The sequence below is a fragment of the Methylophilus sp. DMC18 genome (genome assembly GCF_056314005.1).
In genome coordinates, this window is sequence record NZ_JBQUZE010000002.1 from 496,580 (window position 1) to 521,374 (window position 24,795).

At 52.6% G+C, this 24,795-nt stretch carries 22 protein-coding genes; 13 read left to right on the plus strand and 9 right to left on the minus strand.

The genetic code is table 11. The features are described from left to right. Positions 1–14: 14 nt before the first annotated feature. Genes ACT53G_RS06315 through ACT53G_RS06325 form a run of 3 tightly spaced genes read left to right on the plus strand, consistent with a single transcriptional unit; the run spans position 15 to position 4,144 of the window. The gene (locus ACT53G_RS06315) at positions 15–1,718 is read left to right on the plus strand and encodes a glycoside hydrolase family 57 protein (protein ID WP_476168969.1); all 1,704 of its coding nucleotides are present in this window, start codon (positions 15–17) and stop codon (positions 1,716–1,718) included. 28 nt (positions 1,719–1,746) lie between these two features. Beyond that, positions 1,747–3,204 carry a 4-alpha-glucanotransferase gene (malQ, locus tag ACT53G_RS06320; RefSeq protein WP_476168970.1) on the plus strand — a complete coding sequence of 486 codons (1,458 nt, stop codon included), beginning with the start codon at positions 1,747–1,749 and terminating at the stop codon, positions 3,202–3,204. Further along, entirely contained in the window at positions 3,197–4,144 is a 948-nt protein-coding gene (locus ACT53G_RS06325; protein ID WP_476168971.1) for an ROK family protein, read from the plus strand. Before malQ ends, ACT53G_RS06325 begins: the two co-directional genes overlap by 8 nt. On the opposite strand, the gene queG is transcribed toward ACT53G_RS06325, so the two are convergent. Further along, positions 4,136–5,248, minus strand: coding sequence for a tRNA epoxyqueuosine(34) reductase QueG (queG, locus tag ACT53G_RS06330; RefSeq protein ID WP_476168972.1), 1,113 nt, complete (start codon positions 5,246–5,248; stop codon positions 4,136–4,138). The genes ACT53G_RS06325 and queG overlap by 9 nt on opposite strands. Between queG and tsaE the strand changes: the two genes are divergently transcribed. Then, positions 5,247–5,705 (plus strand): tRNA (adenosine(37)-N6)-threonylcarbamoyltransferase complex ATPase subunit type 1 TsaE, encoded by a 459-nt coding sequence (gene tsaE / locus ACT53G_RS06335; protein ID WP_476168973.1) that lies wholly within the window; start codon positions 5,247–5,249, stop codon positions 5,703–5,705. The genes queG and tsaE overlap by 2 nt on opposite strands. Further along, complete coding sequence (locus tag ACT53G_RS06340) at positions 5,696–7,021, plus strand: N-acetylmuramoyl-L-alanine amidase (protein ID WP_476168974.1); 1,326 nt, start codon at positions 5,696–5,698, stop codon at positions 7,019–7,021. The genes tsaE and ACT53G_RS06340 overlap by 10 nt, the downstream gene beginning before the upstream one ends. Before the next feature lie 95 nt (positions 7,022–7,116). On the opposite strand, the gene ACT53G_RS06345 is transcribed toward ACT53G_RS06340, so the two are convergent. Beyond that, positions 7,117–8,640: a helicase-related protein gene (locus ACT53G_RS06345; RefSeq protein ID WP_476168975.1), complete on the minus strand. Its 1,524-nt coding sequence runs from the start codon at positions 8,638–8,640 to the stop codon at positions 7,117–7,119. A gap of 34 nt (positions 8,641–8,674) precedes the next feature. Here ACT53G_RS06345 and mutL point away from each other — a divergent pair, with 34 nt between their 5' ends. Further along, the gene (mutL, locus tag ACT53G_RS06350) at positions 8,675–10,564 is read left to right on the plus strand and encodes a DNA mismatch repair endonuclease MutL (RefSeq protein WP_476168976.1); all 1,890 of its coding nucleotides are present in this window, start codon (positions 8,675–8,677) and stop codon (positions 10,562–10,564) included. A gap of 33 nt (positions 10,565–10,597) precedes the next feature. On the opposite strand, the gene dinB is transcribed toward mutL, so the two are convergent. Both dinB and ACT53G_RS06360 read right to left on the minus strand, forming a co-directional pair. Next, positions 10,598–11,755 carry a DNA polymerase IV gene (gene dinB / locus ACT53G_RS06355; RefSeq protein WP_476168977.1) on the minus strand — a complete coding sequence of 386 codons (1,158 nt, stop codon included), beginning with the start codon at positions 11,753–11,755 and terminating at the stop codon, positions 10,598–10,600. Between the two features lie 408 nt (positions 11,756–12,163). Then, positions 12,164–12,649 (minus strand): ester cyclase, encoded by a 486-nt coding sequence (locus ACT53G_RS06360; protein WP_275355368.1) that lies wholly within the window; start codon positions 12,647–12,649, stop codon positions 12,164–12,166. Between the two features lie 146 nt (positions 12,650–12,795). Here ACT53G_RS06360 and ACT53G_RS06365 point away from each other — a divergent pair, with 146 nt between their 5' ends. Further along, a complete protein-coding gene (locus ACT53G_RS06365; protein ID WP_476168978.1) occupies positions 12,796–13,239 on the plus strand; it encodes a winged helix-turn-helix transcriptional regulator in 444 nt (147 codons plus the stop codon). 4 nt (positions 13,240–13,243) lie between these two features. On the opposite strand, the gene ACT53G_RS06370 is transcribed toward ACT53G_RS06365, so the two are convergent. The 5 genes from ACT53G_RS06370 to ACT53G_RS06390 form a co-directional block, all read right to left on the minus strand. Further along, the gene (locus ACT53G_RS06370; RefSeq protein ID WP_194747690.1) at positions 13,244–13,957 is read right to left on the minus strand and encodes an SAM-dependent methyltransferase; all 714 of its coding nucleotides are present in this window, start codon (positions 13,955–13,957) and stop codon (positions 13,244–13,246) included. Positions 13,958–14,075: 118 nt separating this feature from the next. After that, complete coding sequence (locus ACT53G_RS06375; protein WP_476168979.1) at positions 14,076–15,515, minus strand: DUF4139 domain-containing protein; 1,440 nt, start codon at positions 15,513–15,515, stop codon at positions 14,076–14,078. Positions 15,516–15,609: 94 nt separating this feature from the next. After that, positions 15,610–16,206: a Maf family nucleotide pyrophosphatase gene (locus tag ACT53G_RS06380; protein ID WP_476168980.1), complete on the minus strand. Its 597-nt coding sequence runs from the start codon at positions 16,204–16,206 to the stop codon at positions 15,610–15,612. A gap of 61 nt (positions 16,207–16,267) precedes the next feature. Further along, positions 16,268–18,115 carry a sodium-extruding oxaloacetate decarboxylase subunit alpha gene (gene oadA / locus ACT53G_RS06385; RefSeq protein WP_194747687.1) on the minus strand — a complete coding sequence of 616 codons (1,848 nt, stop codon included), beginning with the start codon at positions 18,113–18,115 and terminating at the stop codon, positions 16,268–16,270. Positions 18,116–18,156: 41 nt separating this feature from the next. Next, a complete protein-coding gene (locus ACT53G_RS06390; protein WP_476168981.1) occupies positions 18,157–19,575 on the minus strand; it encodes an acetyl-CoA carboxylase biotin carboxylase subunit in 1,419 nt (472 codons plus the stop codon). Between the two features lie 340 nt (positions 19,576–19,915). Between ACT53G_RS06390 and ACT53G_RS06395 the strand changes: the two genes are divergently transcribed. The 6 genes from ACT53G_RS06395 (at position 19,916) to fabG (ending at position 24,739) form a co-directional block, all read left to right on the plus strand. Next, positions 19,916–20,422: a YceD family protein gene (locus tag ACT53G_RS06395; protein ID WP_194747685.1), complete on the plus strand. Its 507-nt coding sequence runs from the start codon at positions 19,916–19,918 to the stop codon at positions 20,420–20,422. A 209-nt stretch (positions 20,423–20,631) separates the two neighbouring features. Then, positions 20,632–20,811, plus strand: a complete 180-nt coding sequence (gene rpmF / locus ACT53G_RS06400) for a 50S ribosomal protein L32 (RefSeq protein ID WP_018985326.1) — start codon at positions 20,632–20,634, stop codon at positions 20,809–20,811. 127 nt (positions 20,812–20,938) lie between these two features. Continuing rightward, positions 20,939–21,991, plus strand: a complete 1,053-nt coding sequence (gene plsX / locus ACT53G_RS06405; protein WP_194747684.1) for a phosphate acyltransferase PlsX — start codon at positions 20,939–20,941, stop codon at positions 21,989–21,991. Between the two features lie 48 nt (positions 21,992–22,039). After that, entirely contained in the window at positions 22,040–22,981 is a 942-nt protein-coding gene (locus tag ACT53G_RS06410; protein WP_476168982.1) for a beta-ketoacyl-ACP synthase III, read from the plus strand. An 83-nt stretch (positions 22,982–23,064) separates the two neighbouring features. Continuing rightward, the gene (fabD, locus tag ACT53G_RS06415; RefSeq protein ID WP_476154538.1) at positions 23,065–23,988 is read left to right on the plus strand and encodes an ACP S-malonyltransferase; all 924 of its coding nucleotides are present in this window, start codon (positions 23,065–23,067) and stop codon (positions 23,986–23,988) included. Between the two features lie 10 nt (positions 23,989–23,998). Continuing rightward, positions 23,999–24,739: a 3-oxoacyl-ACP reductase FabG gene (gene fabG / locus ACT53G_RS06420; protein WP_476168983.1), complete on the plus strand. Its 741-nt coding sequence runs from the start codon at positions 23,999–24,001 to the stop codon at positions 24,737–24,739. Positions 24,740–24,795 lie beyond the last annotated feature (56 nt).

Sequence of the window (24,795 nt, forward strand, 5' to 3'; positions counted from 1 at the left end):
AAAGAGGTTGAAGGATGTCCGATAAAAAATTGCTCTTGAATTTATATTGGCACATGCACCAACCGGATTACCGTGATCTGGTGACAGGCGAGTTTGTGCTGCCATGGACGTATTTGCATGCGCTCAAGGATTACAGTGATATGGCCTTTCACTTGGAGCAAAATCCAAACGCCAGGGTAACGTTCAACTTTGTACCTATTCTGGTGGAGCAGCTCGAAGATTATGCTGAGCAGTCACGGTCCGGACAGTGGCGCGACCCATTACTGCGTTTGCTGGCAAATCCCAATCTGGAAAACATCACGGATGAAGAGTGTCGCCTGATTGTGGACAGCTGTTTCAAGGCACACCATGAAAAAATGTTGAGTCCTTTTCCGCATTATCAGCGCTTGCTCAAGCTGTATGAACTGGTGGCGCCTATCATGCAAAACGGCCAGTTTCATTATCTCTCGGCGCAATATAAAGCGGACTTGCTGGTCTGGTACCACCTGGCATGGACGGGGGAGAGCTTGCGCCGCAAAAACAAAACTGTGCAAACCCTGATGCAAAAAGGCGTGTTGTTTACCCTGGAAGACAGGCAAGCGCTGTTAGCCGTGATTAGCGAGACCTTGCAAGGCATTTTGCCGCGCTATCAGGCCTTGCTGAAAAAAGGCCGCATTGAAATGACCACCACGCCTTACTACCATCCCATCTTGCCATTGCTCATTGATTTGGAAAGTGCGCGTGACGCCATGCCCGATGCGCCGTTGCCGCAGTCAGCCACCTATCCAGACGGTTATCCGCGTGCGATTGCTCATGTGCAGGCGGCACAGCGCTATCATGAAAAAATATTTGGTCAGCCCGCCAATGGTATGTGGCCTGCTGAAGGCGCGGTCTCGCATCCTGCACTGTCGTTGCTGGCAGAGCAGGGCGTAGCCTGGGCAGCCACTGGCCAGGGTGTGCTGGCTAACAGCTTGCGTAAACTTGGGCTGCCGCACGACACGCCAGCGCAATACCTGTATCAGCCTTATAAGATCACCAATGGTCAGCAGGATATTGTGTGCTTTTTCCGTGACGACCATCTGTCTGACAAAATTGGTTTTGAGTATTCCAAGCAATACGCAAGCGAAGCGGTGCATGACTTTATTCAGTCGCTGGAGCATATCCTGGCCAACAGTGAAGAGACGCCGGTGGTTAGCGTGATTCTGGATGGCGAGAATGCCTGGGAATACTATCCATACAACGGTTATTATTTCTTGCACGAGCTCTATCAGGCGCTGGCGCAGCATCCGGATATCCAGATGACGACTTTTAGCGATATTCTCGCTTTGCAGCAGAAACACACATTGCCAGCGCCACGCTTGCTGGATGATATTTGCGCCGGGAGTTGGGTCTATGGCACCTTTAGTACCTGGATTGGGGAACCGGCCAAAAACCGTGCCTGGGATCTGTTGTGCGAAGCCAAGCGGCATTATGATCAACAGATACACCAACTTTCAGCCGAACAGAAACAAAAGTGCCAGCAGCAATTGGCCCTGTGCGAAGGTTCGGACTGGTTCTGGTGGTTTGGCGATTACAACAGCGCCCAAAGCGTACAAAGTTTTGACCAGCTCTATCGCCGTAATTTGAGCAACCTGTACAAATTACTTGGCCTGACAGCCCCTGCACATTTGTTACAACCCATCAGCCTGGGCGGTGGCGATGCCGAAAATGCAGGCACCATGCGCCGGGGCAACGCCTGATTCTTTCAACTGATTTGAATGCCAATCCATGACGCAACATAGACAAGCGGGTGTGCTGATGCACATCACTTCATTGCCTGAGGGCAATCTCGGCCCAGAGGCCTATCGTTTTGTAGACACCCTGGTCAAAATGGGCGTATCGGTGTGGCAGACCTTGCCGGTCAACCAGCCACATGGAGACCAGTCGCCCTATCAAAGTGTCTCCGCGCATGCAGGACATAGTGGCATGATCAGCGCGCAGCAATTGCAGCTTGATGGCTGGTGTCTGCCCAATGAGCTCGCGCTGAGTTTGCCTGCGTTGATGGCCAAAGTCATGGCGCGCGTGCAGTCAGGCAGCGCCCCCACACATGGCGAAGGCCATGGCCTGTCCTGGTCCGGGTTTGCGAGATTCTGTCAGACGCAGCAATACTGGCTGGAAGATTTTGCCTTGTTTGGCTGCTTGCGTGAGCAGCACCATAATCAAAGCTGGCAGCAATGGCCACAAGCTTACCGCAAGCATGATCCACAAGCCTTGCAAGCTTATCGGGTCACGCACCAGGAGCCGTTGACGCTGATTAAGTTTACGCAGTATGTGTTTTTTCAGCAATGGGCGCAGCTCAAGCGTTACGCCAATCAGCGCGGTATTCGCTTGTTTGGCGATATCCCGATTTTTGTCGCTTACGACAGTGCCGATGTCTGGGCGCATCACGCATGGTTCAAGCTGGATGACACCCTCAACATGACCGTCGTAGCGGGTGTGCCGCCAGACTATTTCTCTGAAACCGGACAACGCTGGGGGAATCCGCATTACGACTGGCTAGCCATGCAAAAAGATGGCTTTTCATGGTGGCTGGGGCGTATCGATACGCAGGCACAGCTGTTTGATGTGCTACGGATTGATCACTTCAGGGGCTTGCAGGCCGCTTGGGAAATCCCCGCAGAAGAGCCCACTGCCATTAACGGGACTTGGCAAGAGGCGCCAGGTGAAGCGCTGTTAAACGCCATCTCCGAGACCTTCCCGGAGCTGAGTCTGGTGGCTGAGGACTTGGGCATTATCACCGCAGAGGTGGATGCCTTGCGCCATGGATTCGACTTGCCTGGCATGAAAATTTTACAGTTTGCGTTTGGTGGCGGTGAGGATAATCCTTACTTGCCAGAAAACATAGAACAAAACAGCGTCGCTTATACCGGCACACATGATAACGATACCACCCTGGGCTGGTACCTCACCGCGCCAGAGCATGTGCGTAATCATTTACATGATTACCTGAATCAACATCCTCCGCAAATGCCCGCCGCCCTGATTAAACTGACCCTGGAGAGCCAGGCCAAGCTGGCAATTATTCCCATGCAAGACATTCTCGCGCTGGATAGCCAGGCGCGCATGAACACGCCAGGCACCATAGAAGGTAACTGGTGCTGGCGCATGCAATGGTCGCAACTGAGTGAAGAGAAATTATTGTCTTTTAGACACAGTGTTGAAGAAAGTGGCCGCTTCCATGCGTGATGTGACTCCGGTTTATCGTTTGGGTCTGGATGTGGGCGGGACCAATCTGCGTTTAGGTGTGTTTTCTGATCTGCGCCTGATTGAAGAAACGCGTTTTGAGGCAAACTATTCTGCCATTTGCAAGCAGCACTCGCCAGCACAGGCCTGGCAAAAGATTATTGCAGTTACGGCAGAAGCCATCCAGCCATTGCTCGAAAAATATCCGGCGATTCAGAGTATAGGCATTGGTTTTCCCGGCTTTATTGATCCGCACACGGGCATCCTGGCGCAATCGCCCAATTTACCGGGCTTGTTGAACGTGAATCTGGGCCACGATCTGGGTGCCCGACTTGGTTTCAATATCCGGGTCGAGAACGATGCCAATGCTGCAGCCTTTGGGGAATTTAGCCTGCTTGGTCAGCCTGCTGGTGGCTTGCTGTATCTGGGCCTGGGCACCGGAGTGGGTGCCGGCTTGGTCGTGAATGGTCATGTTTGGGCCGGGCAGCATGGTTATGCGCTCGAGGCCGGGCATATTATTGTCGAGCATCAAGGCCGCTTGTGTGGCTGTGGTAACCGAGGTTGCGTCGAGCAATATGCTTCTGCCACCGGCATCAGCAAAGGCTATGCCGAGTTGACTGGCCAGACAAGGAGTGCTTTGGAGATTGCGCTGGCTGCGGAGCAGGGCGATGAACATGCGCGCGCAGTCTACGCGGATGCTGGTCGCAAACTGGCGCAAATGCTGGCGAGTGTACTCAAGGTGGTTGATGTCGGCACCGTTTTGATTGGCGGTGGCGTGGTTGCCGCATGGTCGCTGATGTCTGAGGCGTTTTATCAACGGCTAGAAGCTGACTTGATTCCGGTACTCAGAGGCAAGGTCGTGGTTCATCTATCTCGCTCTGGCGATATTGCTGGCATGCTGGGTGCTGCCTTGCTGGCCGAGTCCACCACCCGCTCAGCATAACCCTTCATGCGTGTGCGCCTGGTGTTGCGCCAGTGCCCAGACCACATGCTCCCGCACCAAGGCATTTTCATCCTGTGCCCGTGACTTCAGTGCTGCAATCACCGCCATCGACGTCGGCGCATTACCCAAGCCGACGGCAATATTGCGCAGCCACTGCGTGTAGCCTATGCGGTAGATCGCGCTCCCCGCCATTTTTTGCTGAAATTCAGCTTCGGTCCAGCCAAAACAGGTCACCAGGCTCAAGCTGTCGAGTCCATGCCGTACCGCAAAGTCGGGCTCTGAGGTCTTGACGGCAAATTTGTTCCACGGGCAGGTTAGCTGGCAATCGTCACAGCCATACACCCGGTTGCCCATCAGTGGCCTTAACTCCTCGGGAATGCTGCCTTGATGTTCTATGGTGAGGTAAGAGATACAGCGGCGGGCGTCTAGTTCGTAAGGTGCAACGATGGCAGCGGTCGGGCAGACATCAATACACGCAGTGCAACTGCCACAATGTGCTGAGATGGGCGGGTCCACGGGTAGCGGCAGGTTGGTATAAATTTCCCCCAGAAAAAACCATGATCCCTGCTGGCGATTGAGTAGCAGCGTATGTTTGCCACGCCATCCCACCCCCGCTTTGGTCGCCAGTGCCACCTCCATCACCGGCGCACTGTCGGCAAATACACGGTATTCAAAACTGCCAAAGGTCTCGCTGATGCGGGTACACAATTGCTGCAATTTTTGCCGCATCACTTTATGGTAATCGCGCCCCATGGCATAGCGGGCGACATAAGCCTGCTCAGGGCTCTCCAGCACCTGCCAGCCGTCGGCTGCATCTGCGGGCAAATAATTGAGGTTGACCGAGATCACGCGCAAGGTGCCAGGCACCAATTCTGCCGGACGGGTTCGCTTGGTCCCATGTTTTGCCATATAATCCATGTCGCCGTGGTATTGTTTGTCCAGCCACTTTAAAAATTCAGGCTCCGCGGCAGACAAGTCGGTATCGCTAATGCCGATATTGCCAAACCCCAGTTCTCGCGCCCAGCCCTTGATGGTCGCTGCCATTTGCGCAGCGACATGAACATTTGGCAGTTGAATCGGGACGGGATGTGATTGATGTGACATGACAGAAACGTATTCTACACAGATTTTAAAAGACGAAGCAGCGACCGTGCATGCCGCAAGCGTGCTGGCAAAGCAATTGCAGCCTGGGCAGGTCATTTACCTGCACGGTGATCTGGGGGCCGGTAAAACCACGCTGGTGCGTGGCATGCTACATGCCTTGGGTCATGTCGGCAAAGTGAAAAGCCCCACCTATACACTGGTGGAATCCTATATGCTGCCATTCGCCACGTGCTATCACTTTGATCTTTACCGCTTTCAGGATGCAGAAGAGTGGGAAGCTGCCGGCTTCCGCGATTATTTCAACCCTGCCAGTGTTTGCCTGGTCGAGTGGCCTGAGCGTGCAGCCGAGCTATTGCCTGTCGCAGACATCGAGATTCGCTTTGATATCCTGCCGCACGGCCGCGTGCTGCACATCACAAGTCAGCAGGCGCTGGCCTTGGAAACACTATGCCAGTAAATCGTAAGCATTGCCTGGGCTGGCTATTGCCAGTCCTGTTCTTCATCCTGAGTCAGGCCGCACATGCCGCTGAAGTCATCCTGGCCAATTTGCAGCAGCAAGGCGGTCAGGCACATGTCGAGCTTTTGCTCGACCAGCAAGTCAAATACCGTGTCTTCACGCTGGATAATCCATTCCGCGTGGTGATTGATATGGACGGCGTTGCCATCAGCCCGACCCTGAAAGCGCTCGCGCTGCAGTTGGATGCCCAACATCCTTATCTGTCTAAAATCCGCATTGCGCCGTTTACCGAGAAAACGGCGCGTATCGTTTTTGACATCAAATCTGATATTAAACCGCAGGTCACCGATATGAATGCGGGCAGCTCGCAACAACGCTTGGCCATCAGCATAGGCCCTGCGAGTGGTCCTGTCGAGTCAGCCATGGCGAACCCGGTACTGACACCTTCCCGGCAATTGCAAGAAGTGCCACGTCAAGACGACAAACCTGCTGAAAAAGCAGCCGAGCCCACACCAGACAATGCCAATCCAACGGTGGAAAAATCTGCCGAAAAACCGGCGGAAAAAGTGGCCGACAAGCCGGTTGAAAAACCACTCAAACAGGCAAAACCTGGCCAAAAACTCATTACCATTGCCGTCGATGCCGGTCACGGCGGTGAAGATCCTGGTGCACGCGGTTCCAATGGCAGCCACGAAAAGAACATTACCCTGGCCATTGCGCGCAAGCTCAAGCAACAGATCGATGCCGAAGAAAACATGCAAGCGATCCTGATCCGCGATGGCGATTATTTCGTGCCACTGGGAGACCGTGTCAAAAAAGCACGCGCGGCCAAGGCCGACTTGTTTATTTCCATCCATGCCGACTCGTTTGTGAACAGCACCGCCAAAGGGTCTTCTGTGTTTGCCCTGTCTGAGCGTGGCGCCACCAGTGCTGGCGCCCGCTACCTGGCGAAAAAGGAAAACGCGGTAGACTTGATTGGTGGTGTGGCGATTGATACCCGCGATATGGACCTGGCAAGAACCTTACTCGATTTGTCGCAAACGGCCACTATTCACGACAGTATCCGCATGGGTAAAGCCGTGCTGGGACGCATCGCTAAAATCAATACGCTCCATTCCAAGTATGTTGAACAAGCGGCGTTTGCGGTGCTTAAATCACCGGATATCCCTTCGATTCTGGTCGAGACGGCGTTTATCAGCAATCCTGAAGAAGAAGCCAGGTTGAATGATGATGCTTATCAGGATAAGTTGGTCAATGCGATTTTGTCTGGCGTGAAGTCTTATATTGCGACCAATCCTTCCTTCGCTAAAAAATAAGTGTTATTTATTTGGTTCAAAAGTCATTCGATGATTGGGCTTATTTTTGCCTACAGGCGAAAAGGACGCTGTAAGCGTTCTTGGTAGAAGTGCTATTAAAAGTATTGCCCTAATTCTGCTTCCCTTTGCGTCTTGCCATAGCCCGCCTGAACTCTCAACGCCCGACCAATAAAACCATTGAGCTTTTTCCTGGCATCATCAATCAATGCGCTATCCACAAAGATGCGTGGATATTGATACGATAACCAGCTATACAAGCTCAAATGCTGGCATATGAGTTCAGCCTGCTCTAGATATTGCGCCTGTTGGCCATTCAGCCATTCTGGCATTTGCGGCAATGACCTGGCTTGTTGCGTAGCGACGGCTTGTACGCATTGCAAAAAATAGTCCCGTGCAATCGGCACCTGGATCGCGAGCGGGGCGCACATCAAGCGGTATTTGTCCCGCATGGAGAGTTGCGGTGCGGTTTGGTCTATCAGCATGGCTTGCTGGTGTTGCAGGCTTGTCACTTGCCACTGCAAGGCATACTGGCCGGGTGACCTGGCATATTGCTTGTGCAGGTACTCCATGCATTCGGCCAGTCGCCAGGTAGGGATGTGTAAACTCAGCGCTTCAATCTCCCCGCCATCAATCGCAATCGGCAAGGCAAATGGTGGCACCGTGTCATCGGCGTCTAACATAGCCTGTAAATGCCATTGCTCGTCGTCTTCCAGGACGGTGACATATCCCGTGTCATATAAGCCATGGCGTCCGGCCCGACCGGCAATCTGGCGCATTTCGGTGGCATTGAGCGGCCGCGAGGCGATGCCGTCAAATTTATGGATATTGGCAAAAATCACGCGGCGGATCGGCAGGTTGAGCCCCATGCCTATGGCATCTGTGGCGACCAGAATGTGCGCCTCGCCGCTGGCAAAACGCGCAGACTCGACGCGGCGGACTTCAGGCGAGAGGGCGCCATAGATGGTGGCGACAGACAGCCCCCATTGGCGGATACGCGCAGCCAGTGTCAGCACATCTTTGCGGCTAAAGGCGATGATGGCATCACCGGTGTGTAGTGCTTTGCGTAGTTTGGCGGCGTGGTAGCGTGCACCGCAAATACTATGTTCTTCGATCAGCAACGGTGTCATGCGCTGTAAATGAGTGAGAGTGTAGGGCTCGTTGAGCGTATCCAGCACGCGGGTACAGCTGCTGGTGACGCTGTTGGCCCCGCAGATAAATACTTGTTTGGCAGGGACCCCGACCAGCGCCGCTGTCCACGCACTGCCGCGGTCCGGGTCCATCAGCATCTGGATTTCATCAATCACTGCGACGTCTACGGCGTGGTCTGGCCGCAGCATTTCGATGGTGGAGGCGGTGTGTCTGGCACCGGGCACCATGACACGCTCTTCGCCAGTCACCAGATTGCAAGGGACGCCCGCCTGCATCAGCCGGTCGCGGACCTCCATTGCCAGCAGACGTAACGGCGCGAGATAAACGCCAGACTCAGCCTGGCGCAGGGTTTCGAGTGCCTGATAGGTTTTGCCTGAGTTGGTGGGCCCGACATAAAAATGATGTTGGCGACCCAGCTGGCGGGCGAGGGTAAAGCGAGATAAATACGCCTGAAATTCTTCTGAGAACATACAGTCATTCTACCAAACGGTTTAAAATGCCAAGATGCAAATTAAACTTCTCCCCGATCAACTGATTTCTCAAATTGCCGCCGGTGAGGTGGTTGAACGCCCAGCCTCCGCCCTGAAAGAGCTGCTCGAAAACAGTGTGGATGCAGGCAGCACGCAGATTCAGGTAGCCTTGCAACAAGGCGGTATCAAGCTGTTGAAAGTCACCGACAATGGTCACGGAATTGCCAAGGATGAATTGGCCCTGGCGCTGACACGGCATGCCACCAGCAAGATTGAGAGCCTTGAAGATCTCGAACAAGTTGGCAGCCTGGGCTTCAGGGGCGAGGCATTGGCCAGTATTGCCTCTATCTCGCGTACTGTGCTCACCAGCCGTCAGCAAAGCGCCAGTCATGCCTGGCAAATCGCCGCAGAAGGCACGCAAGCGCCACAGCTGAGCCCGGCCGCACTGGATGCAGGCACCATTGTTGAGGTGCATGATTTGTACTTTAATACCCCGGCGCGGCGCAAGTTTCTCAAAACCGAAAATACCGAGTTTGGCCATTGTGAAGATGCCTTTACCCGCGTCGCCCTGTCGCGTCCGAATATCGGGTTTTTGTTGCAACACAATGGCAAAGCCATTAGCCGCTTGGCGTCCAATACCCCGCAGCAACGCATCACAGATGTGTTAGGGAGCGAATTTGCTGCACAAAGCCTCTGGCTAGAAGAGAATAGCGGTGGCTTGCGCCTGTGGGGGATGACCGCTTCGCCCACTTACCAGCGCCACAGCCGCGATAGCCAATATGTGTTTGTGAATGGCCGGTTTGTGCGCGACAAGCTGATTGCGCACGCCATCAAGCAAGCCTATCAGGATGTGTTGCACGGCGATAAACATCCGGCCTTTGTGCTGTTTCTTGAGCTGGATCCCTCCCTGGTCGATGTCAACGTGCATCCCGCCAAAACCGAAGTCCGCTTCCGCGAATCGCAAGCGGTACACCGCTTTATTTTTCATAGCCTGCACAAGGCCCTGGGTAAAACCTCCGCCGAGATACAAGCCAGCCAGCCCGTGCAAGCGCCTTTTAATCCCTTCCGCCCAGGCACGGATGCCTCTGTGTTTAGCATGCCACGCGAACAGGTGGAAATGCCACTGCACAATCGCCCGGTCTTTGGCGGCAGCTACCCCCCCAATATCAGCAACGGGGGTGACATGGCGCAGCAGTTTTATGGTCAACTTTACGGCGACTTAAAACCGGCCGCGATGGATCAAGCGACCATCCTTGAAAGTAATTCTTTAGAGGTGTTTGCTACGGTGGCGGCCTTGGATCAGCCGATACAACCCACGCCAGATCTGCCGCAACAATACCCGTTGGGGTTTGCGCTGGGGCAGTTGCATGGGATTTATATCCTTGCCCAAAACGCCCAAGGCATGGTGGTGGTCGATATGCACGCCGCGCATGAGCGCATCATGTACGAGCGCCTGAAAAATGCCCTGAGCGAGCAGGCCATCGCAACTCAGCCGTTGCTGATCCCCATCAGTTTTTATGCCGAAAAAGTTGAAGTTGCCACGCTGCAATCCTTGCAAGGCAGCGACACATTACAGCAACTGGGCTTTGAGTTGGCTACCTTGTCACCCACCACGATTGCCATTCGTGCCATCCCCACCATGCTGCAAGATGCCGATGCCGTCGCGCTGGCCCGTGCTGTATTACGCGACTTACACGAATATGGCGCCAGCCGCGTGCTGCTAGAACGGCAAAACGAAGTACTGGGTACCATGGCCTGCCACGCTGCCGTTCGTGCTAACCGGCAACTGACCATTACTGAAATGAACGCCTTGTTGCGTGATATGGAGGCGACTGAAAGAAGCGGGCAGTGCAATCACGGCAGACCCACCTGGTTTCAGGTGAGTTTGGCCGATTTGGATAAGATGTTTATGCGGGGGCAGTAGCCGTCTAGCCCCGATTTTAAAAGCGTGTGCGTCTTACTCGTCAAAGTCTAGGGTAAATTGCGCTGAATCCGTTTGGTTTATACGATCAGCACGCAGCAGACCGCTGGTTTTTACGCCTAATAATCGTATCCTTTTATCAAGATTTATCCTTTTCAGGCATTTTCCAGCAAAAAGCCGTAGCGATTTCGCATCGCTGATCGCCGTGGGCAAGGTGAGGTCGCGCGTGACCGTTTTAAAGTCCTCAAAACGCAGCTTGATCCCGACCTTGCAGCAGGTATAGCCTTTCTTTTGCAGATCGTTGGCGACACGTTCACATAAGCGGGTAAATGCCTCGCTCAGCGCTGGTTTGTCTCTCACCGGATGCAAGTTGCGTTCGAAAGTGGTCTCCCTGCTCATGGAGACCGGGACGCTTTCTGTCACGACCGGTCTGTCGTCCTGACCGCGGGAAACACGGTATAACCACCTGCCATAGCGATTGCCAAAATGTTGAACAAGCCAGGCTTCGCTCATAGCGGCGATTTGGCCTATGGTCTTAATCTGCAACGATTCGAGTTTTGCACTGGCTTTGGGACCAATGCCATTGATCTTTTTTGCCGCCATCGGCCAGATGCGGCTGGGGACATCTGACATCGTGATGACCGTGATGCCATCTGGCTTTTGCATTTCAGAGCATAACTTTGCCAATAGTTTATTGGGGGCGATCCCGACTGAACAGGTCAGGCCGGTGGCAGCGAATACGGCCGATTTCAGCTGTTGTGCAATCTCGGTGGCGTCTCCTGGCAGCGCCGAAACATCGGCGTAGACTTCATCGATTCCAATATTCTCCACCTGCGGGCTGATGCTACGAATCGCTGCTTTGAACAACTGCGAGTAATGGCGATAGAGTTCGAAGTTGACCGGTAGCAAGACCGCATCTGGCGCGAGTTTGGCTGCCTGCATGGTGGGCATGGCCGAGTTCAAGCCCAGCGCCCGCGCTTCGTAGGTGGCTGTGGTCAACACGCCGCGCCCTGCGTAATCACGCAAGCGCGAGAATTCGCGTGTACCATCTTCTCTGATCCTCGGCACATGTGAGGAGCCACCGGCCACCACCATGGGCAAGCCTTTCAACTCCGGGTAGCGTGACAATTCGCAAGATGCAAAAAAAGCATCCATATCAATATGTGCGATGCGTCTGTGCTCTTGGTCTGACATGTCCGGCACTCACTAATTGATCAGCAGATTAACAATCAGAGATTTACGCATAAAATGAAGTATCAAGGATGGCAGCCAAAGAGATAGAGGAGATTGCAAAGCCGGATTATCCCACGATAGTACTTAAAAACAATTCTTGTCCAAGACTGCTTTTTTAAACGGCCTCTACAATCACCATTGCTTTATCCGCTATGAAAACCGCCGTAAAAATAGCCCACTTGGGCGGCCTATTCATTCCTTTTCTCGGTAATGATTGTTTTGTATGCATTCTTTTCATCAGTGATGTACTGATTGATTAATACCGCGGTTGGATCATATAGTTCAAATCGCTTTAAGCAGTGCGGTAGCGGATATTGCTGTAGGCGCAAAAAAGGCCTATCTTGGATAGGCCTTTTTAATCGGTGAAAGTTACTGAATAACGCCTAGTTGTTTGAACAAGCCATAAGCATCCAGCACATCCCAGTGCTCGGCCAGTTTACCGTTCTCGATCCTGAAAATATCCACGGCGTAAATACTGTAGTGCTTGCCTGTAGCCGGGATGCCTAACCAGTCGCCTTTTTGTGTCCCTGAATACACGCCATACGCCCAAACGGTATCCCCTTCGGCGACCAGCTTTTCCAGTTGATAGTGCCAGTCTGGTACAGCTTTAAACCAGGCACTAAAGAATTGCTCGAAGCCAGTCAGGCTTTGTGGCACGAGCGGGTTGTGTTGAATATAGCCTGGCTGCATGAAGTTGGGCAGTTGGCTCAGGTCTTTTTTCACAAAGACGGCAGTGGCAAAGTCTGCCAGCAGTTGTTTGTTTTGTTGCGTTTGGTCTTGTGCCATGGTGAGGGTTCCTTTGGTTAACAGGGTGGTGAATAGCAAGGTGGTAAGCAGCGATTTGAATAGATGCATATGGCTTCCTTAAGTGAGTTGAAAATGCTTGCGTGTTGTAGGTGTTGCGCATCATAATTTCAATGGTTACTTTTAGTAAGTAGGTACCTTAAAGTAACTTATGCACTTGTTACTCACTTGAACGTCTTAGATACCGAGGGAAAGCCATGCTGGAAGAGATAGAACAACCGTTGCAGATTGTCAGTAGCTGGAATGCGTATCAGGCAGCGTGCCCGACACGTTTGATGTTGAACCGGATAGCAGATAAGTGGACGGTACTGGTATTGGGGTTGCTGGAGAATGAAACCAAGCGGTTTAGCACCTTGCAGCGCGAGATTGGTGGAATTTCACAAAAGATGCTGACGCAAACATTGCGCGGGTTGGAGCGGGACGGGCTGATTGCGCGTACGGTGTATCCTGAGGTGCCGCCAAGAGTGGAGTACAAGATGACACCACTGGGGAACACGCTGGTGGGCCTGCTAGCCGCATTGCGGGACTGGTCTGAGACGCATATGGATGAGGTGTTGCAAGCGCAACGTGATTATGATCAGGCGCAGCAGGCAGCCTCCAATCCCGAGGCTGCCTCTGGTGTGCGGGTGGTACGTTTTTGATCCCTTAGGCTAGCAGCAAAAAAACGGTCGGTTTTTTATGCAAATCTGGCAGGGGTGCTTTCTTCCAGTCAGCCACTGTTTTTGTCACAATCAATTCTTCTTTGCCTGACACATTGCAGGCCACACATAATTTTGTTTGTGCTTGCAGGTTAGCAATCAGGTCTTCTAATACATGCTGATTGCGGTAGGGTGTTTCAATAAACAGCTGGGTAGCTTGCTGTTTTTTTGAGTCAAACTCAATGCCTTTGATGGTTCTGATACGTTCATTTTTATCGCTGGGAAGATAGCCTAAAAACGTAAATCTCTGGCCGTTCAAGCCGCTGGCCATCAGTGCCAGCAGCAAGCTGCTGGGGCCGATGAGCGGGGAGACGCGTATGCCTTTGTGATGAGCGACGGCGGCGAGCGCGGCCCCTGGATCGGCGATACCCGGACAACCGGCTTCACTCATCAAGCCAACATCCATGCCCTGTTGCACAGGTTGCAGTAACTTTTGCAGGTCTTTATTCGGTGTATCTTTAGTCAGCACCGTGAGCGTGATTTCACGCATAGGCACTGGGTGCCCGCTGGCGCCTAGAAAGTGACGGGCCGTTTTTTCGTTCTCGACGATAAAGTGACGCAAGCTGTGCATGCGTTGTATGACTTCGGGCGGTACGACTTGTTGGGGCGTGGTGTCTTCCGTGAGGGGGACGGGAATAAAGTAGAGGGTTCCAGCAGTCATGGCAATCTTAATGAGTTAAACAGCGTGATTATCCCACGGCCAGACAGCAAAAAAGCATTCTTTTGCAAGAATGCTTTTGTTGACGCCCTTGAAGCATGTTGAGCCGGGGTGTGGCAGGCTAATATTTCACCTGCACACGATATTTCAGCGTGGCATCGCCATCGGCAGGCACATTGATTTTCCAGCTGGCCTGGTGGGCACTGGTTTTCTGGTGTGGCTGTGATTCGCTTAGTATTTTCCAGCTACCTGCAATCGGCTCTTGCACGGTGACGGTGACCGCTTCTTTTTTCGCGTTGTGCAAAGTGATGGTATAAGCGCTTTCATACACGGGTGGCTGGTTTTGCTTGCTCAGGTTTTTAAAATCGGTTTGCACACGGTCAGCCGTCACATCAAAGGCATTGCCAAGTTTGAGGCGCACCGTGTCGTTCTTTGGTGTATGGTCGATCTGGTCTTCGCCCACAAACTGTGCCGTGCCGTCGTGATCTTTTTTGTAAACGCGCATGGTGCCTTTAGGCAGAGGAATGCCCAACTGGCTACTTTCTTTGTTATCAAATTCTACAAAGACCTGCACTTTGAGTTTTTTGTCGATATCAGGATACTGACCCTGGAAATAATACTCCGAGCCATTCAGCACCAGCTCTTTATGCGCCGGGATATGTTGCGCAGAAAGCAAGGCCACTTGTTTGGTTTGGTTTTCTGCAATGGTCGTGGGGCGTGGCAGGGTGTATAAATGATATTCGAGTAATGCTTGCTCGGTGGGCATGGCGGCTTCGGCGACCATGGCATCCGCGCGCATCATCATGGTTTTGGGGTGGATCACTTCACGCACACGGTTGACATCCCCTGCCACCAGTTGCACTTTTGCGTTGGGATAGCTGGTGCCGCTGGTATTGGTGAGCGTGACCCAGCCAGACAGGTCTATCGCATCCTCTTTGCTGCTGAGCTCAGCGACATAGTCGGTTTTCCACTGCAAGCCACCTGTGAGGTAACTGAGCTCCAGAGTGGACTGTTCACCGCCTTTATATTGCAACTGCGTCGTCAGGGTTGGACGGTCTTTGAGCATGCCGGGGACGTTAGGATAGGCGATACGGCCCGGGATCACGGTTTCGATACGGTTACCTATTTTGAGCACCGGGCCATCCTGGGCAGAGAGTACGGTGGCTGTTTCTTCTGTTTCGGCACCTGTGGTCGGGTTGGTACGAATCACGGTGACTTGTTGGCCGACATATTTTTCTAGCAGTTTGTGCGGGGTGAGCAAGTCAAAGTCGAAGTTCTGCTCCAGCACCTGCAAGCTGGTGTTAGGGAGCAAGCTACGCAACAAGGCGGTTTCAGGCTTGATCTGCGCACTGACATCGCGGAAAGAAACGGCAGAAAACCCGTTGCTTAACTTTAACTTGCGACTGTCTTTGACCAGCGCAAGGTCTTCATTGTAAATCGTCACCGCCACACTGGTCTGGTCAGATTGCGGGCTGGTGAGGGTGGTTTCCGCTTGTGCAGCGGCTGCATACGTCAATGCAGCCGTCCCCATGGAGAAAAATAGCAGGGTGCTGAGTCGCATGTGTATCCTTTCGTTATGGGTTATTTGCGTTTTAAGCATGAGACTGCCTAAACGCATTGGCCGTTCAAAAGTTAACACACGACTTTGTTTTATGCTATCGAGTTGAAGCCGATAATACGTCTACACCCGCTTGTCGCAGCATCTCGACCAAGGCAATCAAGGGCAGTCCTATCAGCGCATTCGGGTCATCGCCGCGCATATAGTCCAGCAGTGCGATGCCCATGCCTTCAGATTTGGCACTGCCTGCACAATCATAAGGTTGTTCAAGGCGCAGGTAGGTCTCGATCTGGCTGGCACTTAAGGATTTGAATTTAACGAAATAGGGCACGATGGTGGCTTGCATGTGCTGTCGTTGGCTGTCATACAGGCACAAGGCACTATGAAAAACCACCTCTTTGCCGCTGAGCATGGTGAGTTGCCTGACAGCATTGGCATGATTGCCAGGTTTACCTATCTGCATACCATCCACGGTCGCGACCTGGTCGCAGCCAATAATCAGCGCATCAGGCTGGGTTTCTGCCACTTTGCGGGCTTTGGCCTCTGCCAAGCGCAAAGCAGTCTGTTCGGGGCTTTCATTTGGCAACGGGGTTTCATCAATCTCTGGTGACAAGCAGGTAAACGGTAAATGCAGCTTTTGCAGTACTTCACGACGGTAACGTGAAGAGGAGGCAAGAATCAGTGATTGTTTCATGGATCAGGTAGCTCAAAAGCAAAAATCCCTGAATTACTTCAGGGATTTTTGTTGATTGTAATTATTCAGGTTGAATTTCAATCAGTGTTTCATCTGGCGTGACACTGTCGCCCTTGGCCACGTGAATGGCGACCACGGTGCCCGATTTGCTGGCCTGGATCTCGTTTTCCATTTTCATGGCTTCGATCACCAACACGCCATCACCGGCATTGACTTTGTCACCCACATTCACTTTTACCGTCACTATCGTGCCTGGCATTGCCGTGGTGACGCAGCCTGGATGGTGAGGGCGTGGACGCCCACTCGCGGCGACTGCAGCGGCTTTTTTCTTGCTGCCGTTACTGCCGCCACCGCTGACTTCCATTTCGCTCAAGGTCTCAACAAACACTTCTTCAGAAATGCCGTCTACCTTGACATAGTAAGGTCTGCGTTCTTCACCCGCGTGACCGCTGCCGGTCAGCTTGATATGGTAGGTTTCACCATGCAGGGTAATGTTGAATTCATTCGGTGCATAACGGGCGGCTGCTGTTTGCTGGGTGACCGCATCTTTGCTCAACAAGGGCTCTGGATTCAATGAGCCTGCATTGCGTTCTTGCAAGAAGGTTTTACCGATGTCCGGGAACATGGCATAGGTCAATACATCTTGCTCGTTATTGGCAAAGCGCTCGGCCTCGGACTGCAGCTTGACCATTTCCGGTTGCAGCAAGTCTGCTGGACGGCAGGTAATGACTTCAGCATCGCCGACCGCTTGTTTACGCACCTCAGCATTCACTGCCGCAGGGGCTTTGCCATATTGGCCTAACAAGTAATTTTTGACTTCGTTGGTAATGGACTTGTAGCGGCCACCGGTCAATACGTTCAGTACAGCTTGTGTCCCGACGATTTGTGAGGTGGGCGTCACCAACGGAGGATAACCAAGATCTTGACGCACACGTGGAATCTCGGCAAGCACCTCGTCCATACGGTTAAGCGCACCTTGTTCCTTCAGCTGGTTGGACAGGTTGGAAATCATGCCTCCTGGTACCTGGTTGACCAGAACGCGGGTATCCACGCCGGTAAACTCGCTTTCAAATTGCCAGTATTTCTTGCGCACTTCTTTGAAGTAGGCGGTGATTTCCTGCAACTTGCCCAAATCGAGGCCTGTGTCGTATTCCGTGCCTTTCAATGCGGCCACTAGGCTTTCTGTGGTCGGATGGCTGGCACCTTCGGAGAATGAAGAGTTGCAGGTATCAATAATATCCACGCCGCTTTCCACGCTCTTGAGCAAGACCATACTGGCCAGACCGGAGGTGGCATGGCTGTGCATGTGTACGGGCACGCTGACCGCAGCCTTCAGACCTTTGACCAGTTCGGCAGCCATGGTGGGTGTCAGCAGGCCGGCCATGTCCTTGACGCCAATGCTGTCACAGCCCAGCGCCTCAAGCTCTTTGGCCATGCTCACAAAGTAGGCCACATCATGCACCGGGCTGGTCGTAAAGGACAGGGTACCGATGGCATGTTTCTTGACAGATTTAACGGCTTCAATCGCGGTTTTCAGGTTGCGGATGTCGTTCATCGCATCAAAGATACGGAACACATCGACACCGGCATCGGCTGCCTGTTTGACAAAGGCATGCACGACGTCATCAGAGTAATGGCGGTAGCCCAGCAAGTTCTGGCCACGCAACAGCATATTGATAGGCGTATTGGGCAAGGCTTTACGCAAGCTGCGCAGGCGTTCCCACGGATCTTCCTTCAAAAATCGGACGCAAGCGTCAAAGGTTGCACCGCCCCAGGCTTCGAGAGACCAGAACCCAATCTCATCCAGCTTGCTGCAGATCGGCAGCATGTCTTCGGTGCGCATGCGCGTTGCAATCAGGGATTGGTGACCATCTCTTAAAACGAGTTCGGTGACATGTATTTTGCTCATAGTCTTGTCGATCTAAATAAATATCTTGCAATGCGGGTTAATCAAATGCCTTCGTGGGCGGCAATCGCAGCCGCAATGGCGGCTGCCATCAACTCTTTGGGTAATCCTACGTCGTACTCAGTCAGCTCGGGGTGTTGCTCCACAAAGCTGGTGTTGAAATCAGCGGCGCGGAAGTCCGGATGCTGCATGATCTGCTGGTAGTATGGAATGGTCGTTTTGACGCCATAGACAATCATGTCATTCAAGGCACGGCGACCGCGTTCAATCACGCTTTCCCAATCCAGGGCCCAAACTGTCAGTTTGGCACACATGGAGTCGTAGTAAGGCGGGATGACATATCCGCTGTAAATCGCCGCATCCATACGCACACCCGGACCGCCGGGCGCATAGTAGCGGGTGATTTTACCAAAGCTGGGCAAAAAGTCTTTTTTCGGGTCTTCTGCGTTAATCCGGTACTCCATGGCAAAGCCACGGAAAGCAATTTCACTTTGCTTGTATTGCAGCGGTAAGCCGGCTGCAACACGAATCTGCTGTTGAACAATGTCCACGCCAGTAATGGTCTCGGTCACAGTATGCTCTACCTGTAAGCGCGTGTTCATTTCCATGAAGTAAAAGTTATTGTCTGAATCCAGCAAGAACTCAACCGTACCAGCGTTTTCATAGCCGACAGCCTTAGCCGCTTTCACACCCAGACCACCGATATATTCACGTTGGGCTTGAGTCAGTTGTGGAGAGGGGGCGATCTCGATCAGTTTCTGGTTACGACGCTGGATGGAACAATCGCGTTCAAACAAATGAATGACATTGCCATGTGAGTCGGCCAGCACTTGCACTTCGATATGGCGCGGATGCACCACGCACTTTTCGAGAAAGACTTCTGGCTTGCCAAAGGCTTTGCTGGCTTCTGAAATGACGCGGTCATAGTTGCTGAGCAGCTCTTTCTCGCTATCGCAACGACGAATTCCGCGGCCACCGCCACCATTCGTCGCCTTGAGCATCACGGGATAGCCAATTTTATTGGCCAAAGTCACTGCGGCCTCTACCGATTCCAGATTGCCTTCACTGCCTGGCACGCAAGGAATGCCTGCGTTAATCATGGCATTACGTGCCTGGATCTTGTCACCCATTTGACGGATGACGTCGGCATCAGGACCAATGAACTTGATGCCGCGACGTTCGCAGACTTCAGCAAGTTCTGGATTCTCTGACAGGAAGCCATAACCAGGATGCAAGGCGTCACAGCCTGCAGCCACAGCAATGTTGACTATATTGTGTGCGTTCAGGTAGCCTGCGACAGGGTCTGAGCCAATGTTATAGGCTTCGTCTGCCTTTTTAACATGCAACGCATGGCGGTCAGCATCGGAGTAAATAGCTACCGATTTAATGCCCATTTCAGAGCAGGCACGTACGATGCGCACCGCAATTTCACCGCGATTCGCGACTAAAATTTTCTTAAACACACATTACCCTTAAAGCAAGAAAAAAGGACTAGAGTCTTTTAGTAACTCAACCGAGTTTTTCAATCTCCAGGAGACTGAATATAAAACGGTTCAAGTTGATTTGGTTGTGGTTTGGAGTCGTCTTTGCTACAGCAACAAATGGCCGATCAGGCAAACCGGCACCATGGGTGAGCCCTTGAACAGAGCGCCGCGTGATGCGGTGTCATTATAACAACAAACCTTGCGCTTAAACAGAGGCCTGTCATTTTAGTGCTGGTCTTGTCCGTGTTTTAGTCGTCAATGATCATTGAGTTTGTTATAGTGCCGGCTTAATAGTTGATTGAATTGTTTGGTAAAGATCATGGCGCATTTTCAGGAGCTTGCAAAGCAGCAAAAAACCGTTGAGGGGGTGTTAGCGCTGAGCGCTATGCCCAGGTTACATGAGGCGTTGCAAGCGCTAGGAGTGACGGATGCGGCCGCGCTCGACGGCATGCAGGTGCATTATCGGTTGCAAGGCTTGCCATCCCGCTATTTTGGTGAGGTGTCGCTGCCTATGCTGGCGCTAAGTTTGCAGACGACTTTGCCGCTGGTGTGCCAGCGCTGCTTTGAGCCCATGCCAGAGTCGCTAGAGATGACCTTTGAATTTGCGCTTTGTGATGAGCCGCCGGAAGCATTGCTAGAAGATGAAACGGTGGATTGGCTGGAATCTACGGATGAGTCGTCACTGGAAGTGTTGGTCGAGGATGAGTTGTTGATGGCGCTGCCTATCTCTGTCATGCATGAAGAGGCGTGTACACAATTACAGCAGTCTGCGGGTGAAAAGCCGAATCCATTTGCTGTGCTCAAGCAGTTGAAGCTGGACAAATAACCCCGTAAGCTGGGTGTTCATGCCGCGAATCATGGCAAATAAACCAATGAAAAGCGATATTTGCATGATTTATTTGCAGTTATCCCTGAGTTATTTTATAATGCTGGATTAGGTAGCATTTTTAATTTATTAATAACCGAGTTTGTTTTATAAACTGTCATTGAGCTTCGATACATGAGGTGTGGCGGTTTGATATTGGAGTAACTTAAATGGCCGTTCAGCAAAACAAAAAGACACCTTCCAAGCGTGGTATGCACCGTTCCCACGACTTTTTGACTAACCCACCTTTGGCAATTGAGCCAACCACAGGTGAAGTGCATTTGCGTCATCACGTGAGCCCTAACGGTTTTTACCGTGGCCGCAAAGTGATGCCTGCAAAAGGCGAATAATCGCCACATTAAAGCGAACCGCTTTAAAACGCGCCGCGCAGTAAAATGCGCGGCGTTTGCGTATCTGACGTAAGCCGCTGTGATGGCTGCGCTTAAACGCGCAAAGTTAACAAACTTGGAAAATCACATGACAACTGGTCAACACGTGCATTCACATGAAGTAGTGATTGCCATTGATGCCATGGGAGGAGATCACGGTCCGCATGTGACTGTGCCCGCGGCAGTTCGAATTCTGAACGAAAATCCTGAATTAAACATTATCCTGGTCGGCCTGCAAGAGGCAATTGAATCCGAGCTTAAGGTCTTGAATGTCCAGCCGGGACCGCGATTGCGTATCCGCCATGCCAGTGAAGTGGTGTTGATGGATGAGTCGCCACAAAGTGCGATGAAGAACAAAAAAGATTCTTCTATGCGGGTGGCTATTAATATGGTGAAAACGGGAGAAGCGCAGGCTTGCGTGAGTGCCGGTAACACCGGTGCGTTGATGGCGACCGCACGTTTTGTCCTCAAAACCTTGCCCGGGATTGACCGGCCAGCCATTGCCTCGACTTTACCCTCTGAAAAAGGCAGTACATTTATGCTGGATCTGGGGGCGAATGCCGACTGTACGCCTGAGCATTTGTACCAGTTTGCCATTATGGGCGCGATGGTGGTGAGCTGCCTGACCAATAAGCCGAATCCAACCGTGGGTTTGCTCAATATCGGTTCTGAAGATATCAAGGGCAATGAGGTAGTCAAGCAGGCGGCGGAGTTGTTACGCGGCAGTCATTTGAATTTTTACGGCAATGTAGAAGGCGACGATATCTTCAAGGGCACGACAGACGTGGTCGTTTGTGACGGTTTCGTTGGCAACGTATCGTTAAAAACTACCGAAGGCCTTGCGCATATGATGGGTAAATTCCTCACCCAGGAATTTAAACGTAACTGGTTGACCAAATTGATGGCGCTGGGCGCTTTCCCGGTGCTAAAGGCCTTTAAAAAGCGGGTAGATCCAAGACTTTATAATGGGGCAAGCTTTTTGGGCTTGCGTGGCATTGTGGTCAAGAGTCATGGTGGCGCAGACAGCGTCGGTTTTTACCATGCGATTCATGTCGCGATGGAAGAGGCGCAGAGTGGTGTCCTCAAGCGTATTCAGTCGCAGTTGGAGATTGAGCATCTGACGACCTCCGAGCAACCCTGAACCCCTTTTTGTTAGGTGTTTCAAACCAATTAAGGCATAATCGCACGAATGATTTACGCTCGCATTGCAGGTACTGGAAGCTACCTGCCACCCCATATTTTGACCAATGCCGATCTGGAAAAAATGGTGGATACCACCGATGAGTGGATTTACGCCCGAACTGGCATCAAACAACGCCACCGCGTCACGGATGAACGTACCAGCGATCTGGCGACTAACGCGGCGCGTCAAGCGATTGACGCGGCCGGCATCGCGGCTGAACAGATCGACCTGATTATTGTGGCAACAACCACGCCTGACAAGATTTTTCCAAGTGTGGCGACCATGGTGCAACGCAAATTGGGCATCAGCGGCTGTCCCGCTTTTGATGTACAGGCGGTATGCAGTGGCTTTGTCTATGCGCTGACCACCGCCAACCAGTTCATCAAGTCTGGCCAGTCCCGCAATGTCCTGGTGATTGGGGCGGATACATTCACCCGTATTACTGATTACAGCGACCGCAGCAACTGCATTTTATGGGGCGACGGTGCCGGTGCGGTGATCCTGCAAGCCAGTGAGCAACCCGGTATTCTTTCTACCCACATCCACGCCGATGGCAACTACGAAACCTATTTACATGTGCCGCGCAATCCTGATGGGCCTGACACGGTGGTGATGGAAGGGAATCCGGTGTTCAAAATGGCGGTCAATACACTGGATCAGATCGTCGATGAGACGCTGGAAGCGAACCAGATGCAAAAGTCAGATATTGACTGGCTGGTGCCGCATCAGGCTAATATCCGTATTTTGCAGGCAACGGCCAAAAAACTGGAAATGCCGATGGATAAAGTCGTCGTGACGGTGGATCGCCATGGCAATACCTCCGCAGCCTCAATTCCGCTCGCACTGGATGTGGCTGTACGTGACGGGCGCATCCAGCGTGGACATACCTTGCTCATGGAGGCCTTTGGTGGTGGATTTACCTGGGGCTCAGTCCTGGTAAAGTACTAACCAGTGCTAACAGTACCAAGGTTCAACAATGAAGCATGCCGTGCTTGCATGACCGTTTTAATTGAATAAATAACTGAATCAATATGTCTAAATTTGCTTTTTTCTTTCCTGGTCAAGGTTCACAGTCTGTGGGCATGATGCAAGGACTTGCAGCCCATGCCATCGTTAAACAAACCTTTGACGAAGCCTCGGCTGTGTTGGGGGTAGATTTCTGGAAAATGGCCACCGAGCCAAATGAAGAAATTAATCTGACGGAACACACACAACCCATCATGCTGACCGCGGGTATTGCTACCTGGCGTGTTTATCAGGCGCTGGGTGGCCAGTTGCCAACCGCGATGGCGGGGCATAGTCTCGGTGAGTACACTGCACTGGTTGCAGCCAATGCCATTTCGTTTGCGGATGCCTTGCCACTGGTAAAATTTCGCGCCCAGGTAATGCAGCAAGCCGTGCCGGAAGGCCAGGGGGCCATGGCAGCGATCTTGGGGCTGGATGATGATACCGTGCGTGCTGTTTGTACCGAGGCGGCACAAGGTCAAGTCTTGCAGCCCGTTAACTTCAACTCACCAGGCCAGGTTGTCATTGCCGGTGACAAAGCGGCGGTTGAGCGTGGCATGGAGTTAGCCAAGGCGAAAGGGGCCAAGCGTGCGCTAGCATTGCCTGTCAGCGTGCCTTCGCACTGCGACCTCATGCAGCCGGCGGCTGAAAAGCTGCGCGAATATCTCAATGGCGTGAATGTACAGGCGCCGGTTGTGCCTGTCTTGCATAACGCCGATGTCGCAGCCTACGCGGATGTCGTGCAGATTAAAGACGCGCTGGTTCGCCAGCTCTATAGCCCGGTCCGCTGGGTGGAGACCGTGCAACAGCTGGCTGCACAAGAGGTGCTGAGTGCCGCTGAATGTGGCCCCGGCAAGGTGCTGGCTGGTTTAGCCAAGCGCATTGTGGCCGAGGTGAGCTGTGTTGCGCTCGTCAATGACGAAGCCATGCAAACATTGATTACGCAATAAGGGAGAGACCATGTCTGACCAACAAATCGCATTAGTGACGGGCGCCAGCCGCGGCATAGGCGCAGCGATTGCACAAGCCCTGGGCAAGCAGGGAGCCACCGTGATTGGTACGGCGACCTCTGTCAGTGGCGCAGAAGCAATCACCGCCCATTTGAAAGCAGCTGGGGTCAACGGCGTCGGGATGTCGCTGGATGTGACACAGCCTGAACAAATTGAGGCGGTATTAAAGCAGATTGCCGAGCAGTATGGGGATGTCAGCATCCTGGTGAATAATGCCGGCATCACCAAAGATACCTTGCTCATGCGCATGAAAGACGAAGACTGGGATGCGGTCTTGACGACCAACCTGAAGTCCGTATTCCGCATGAGTCAGGCGGTATTGCGTCCAATGATGAAAGCGCGTCAGGGACGTATTATCAACATTTCCAGCGTGGTGGGTCATATGGGCAATGCCGGGCAGACCAACTACGCAGCGGCCAAGGCTGGGATGACTGGCTTTACCAAGTCTATGGCGCAAGAAGTCGGCAGTCGCGGTATTACTGTGAACTGTGTGGCGCCTGGCTTTATCGCCACGGATATGACCGCTGAACTACCTGACGATATCAAGACCAAAATGCTGGAGCGTATTGCGCTTGGGCGTTTGGGGGCTGTGGATGAAATCGCGGCGACAGTGGCTTTCCTGGCTTCGCCAGCGGCCGCTTATATCACGGGCGAAACCATCCATGTCAATGGCGGCATGTACTGCGCTTAATATTTAGTTTCTTTGGTATTCTGGGCAAGTTTTGCTAGAATACTGGTTTACTGTAC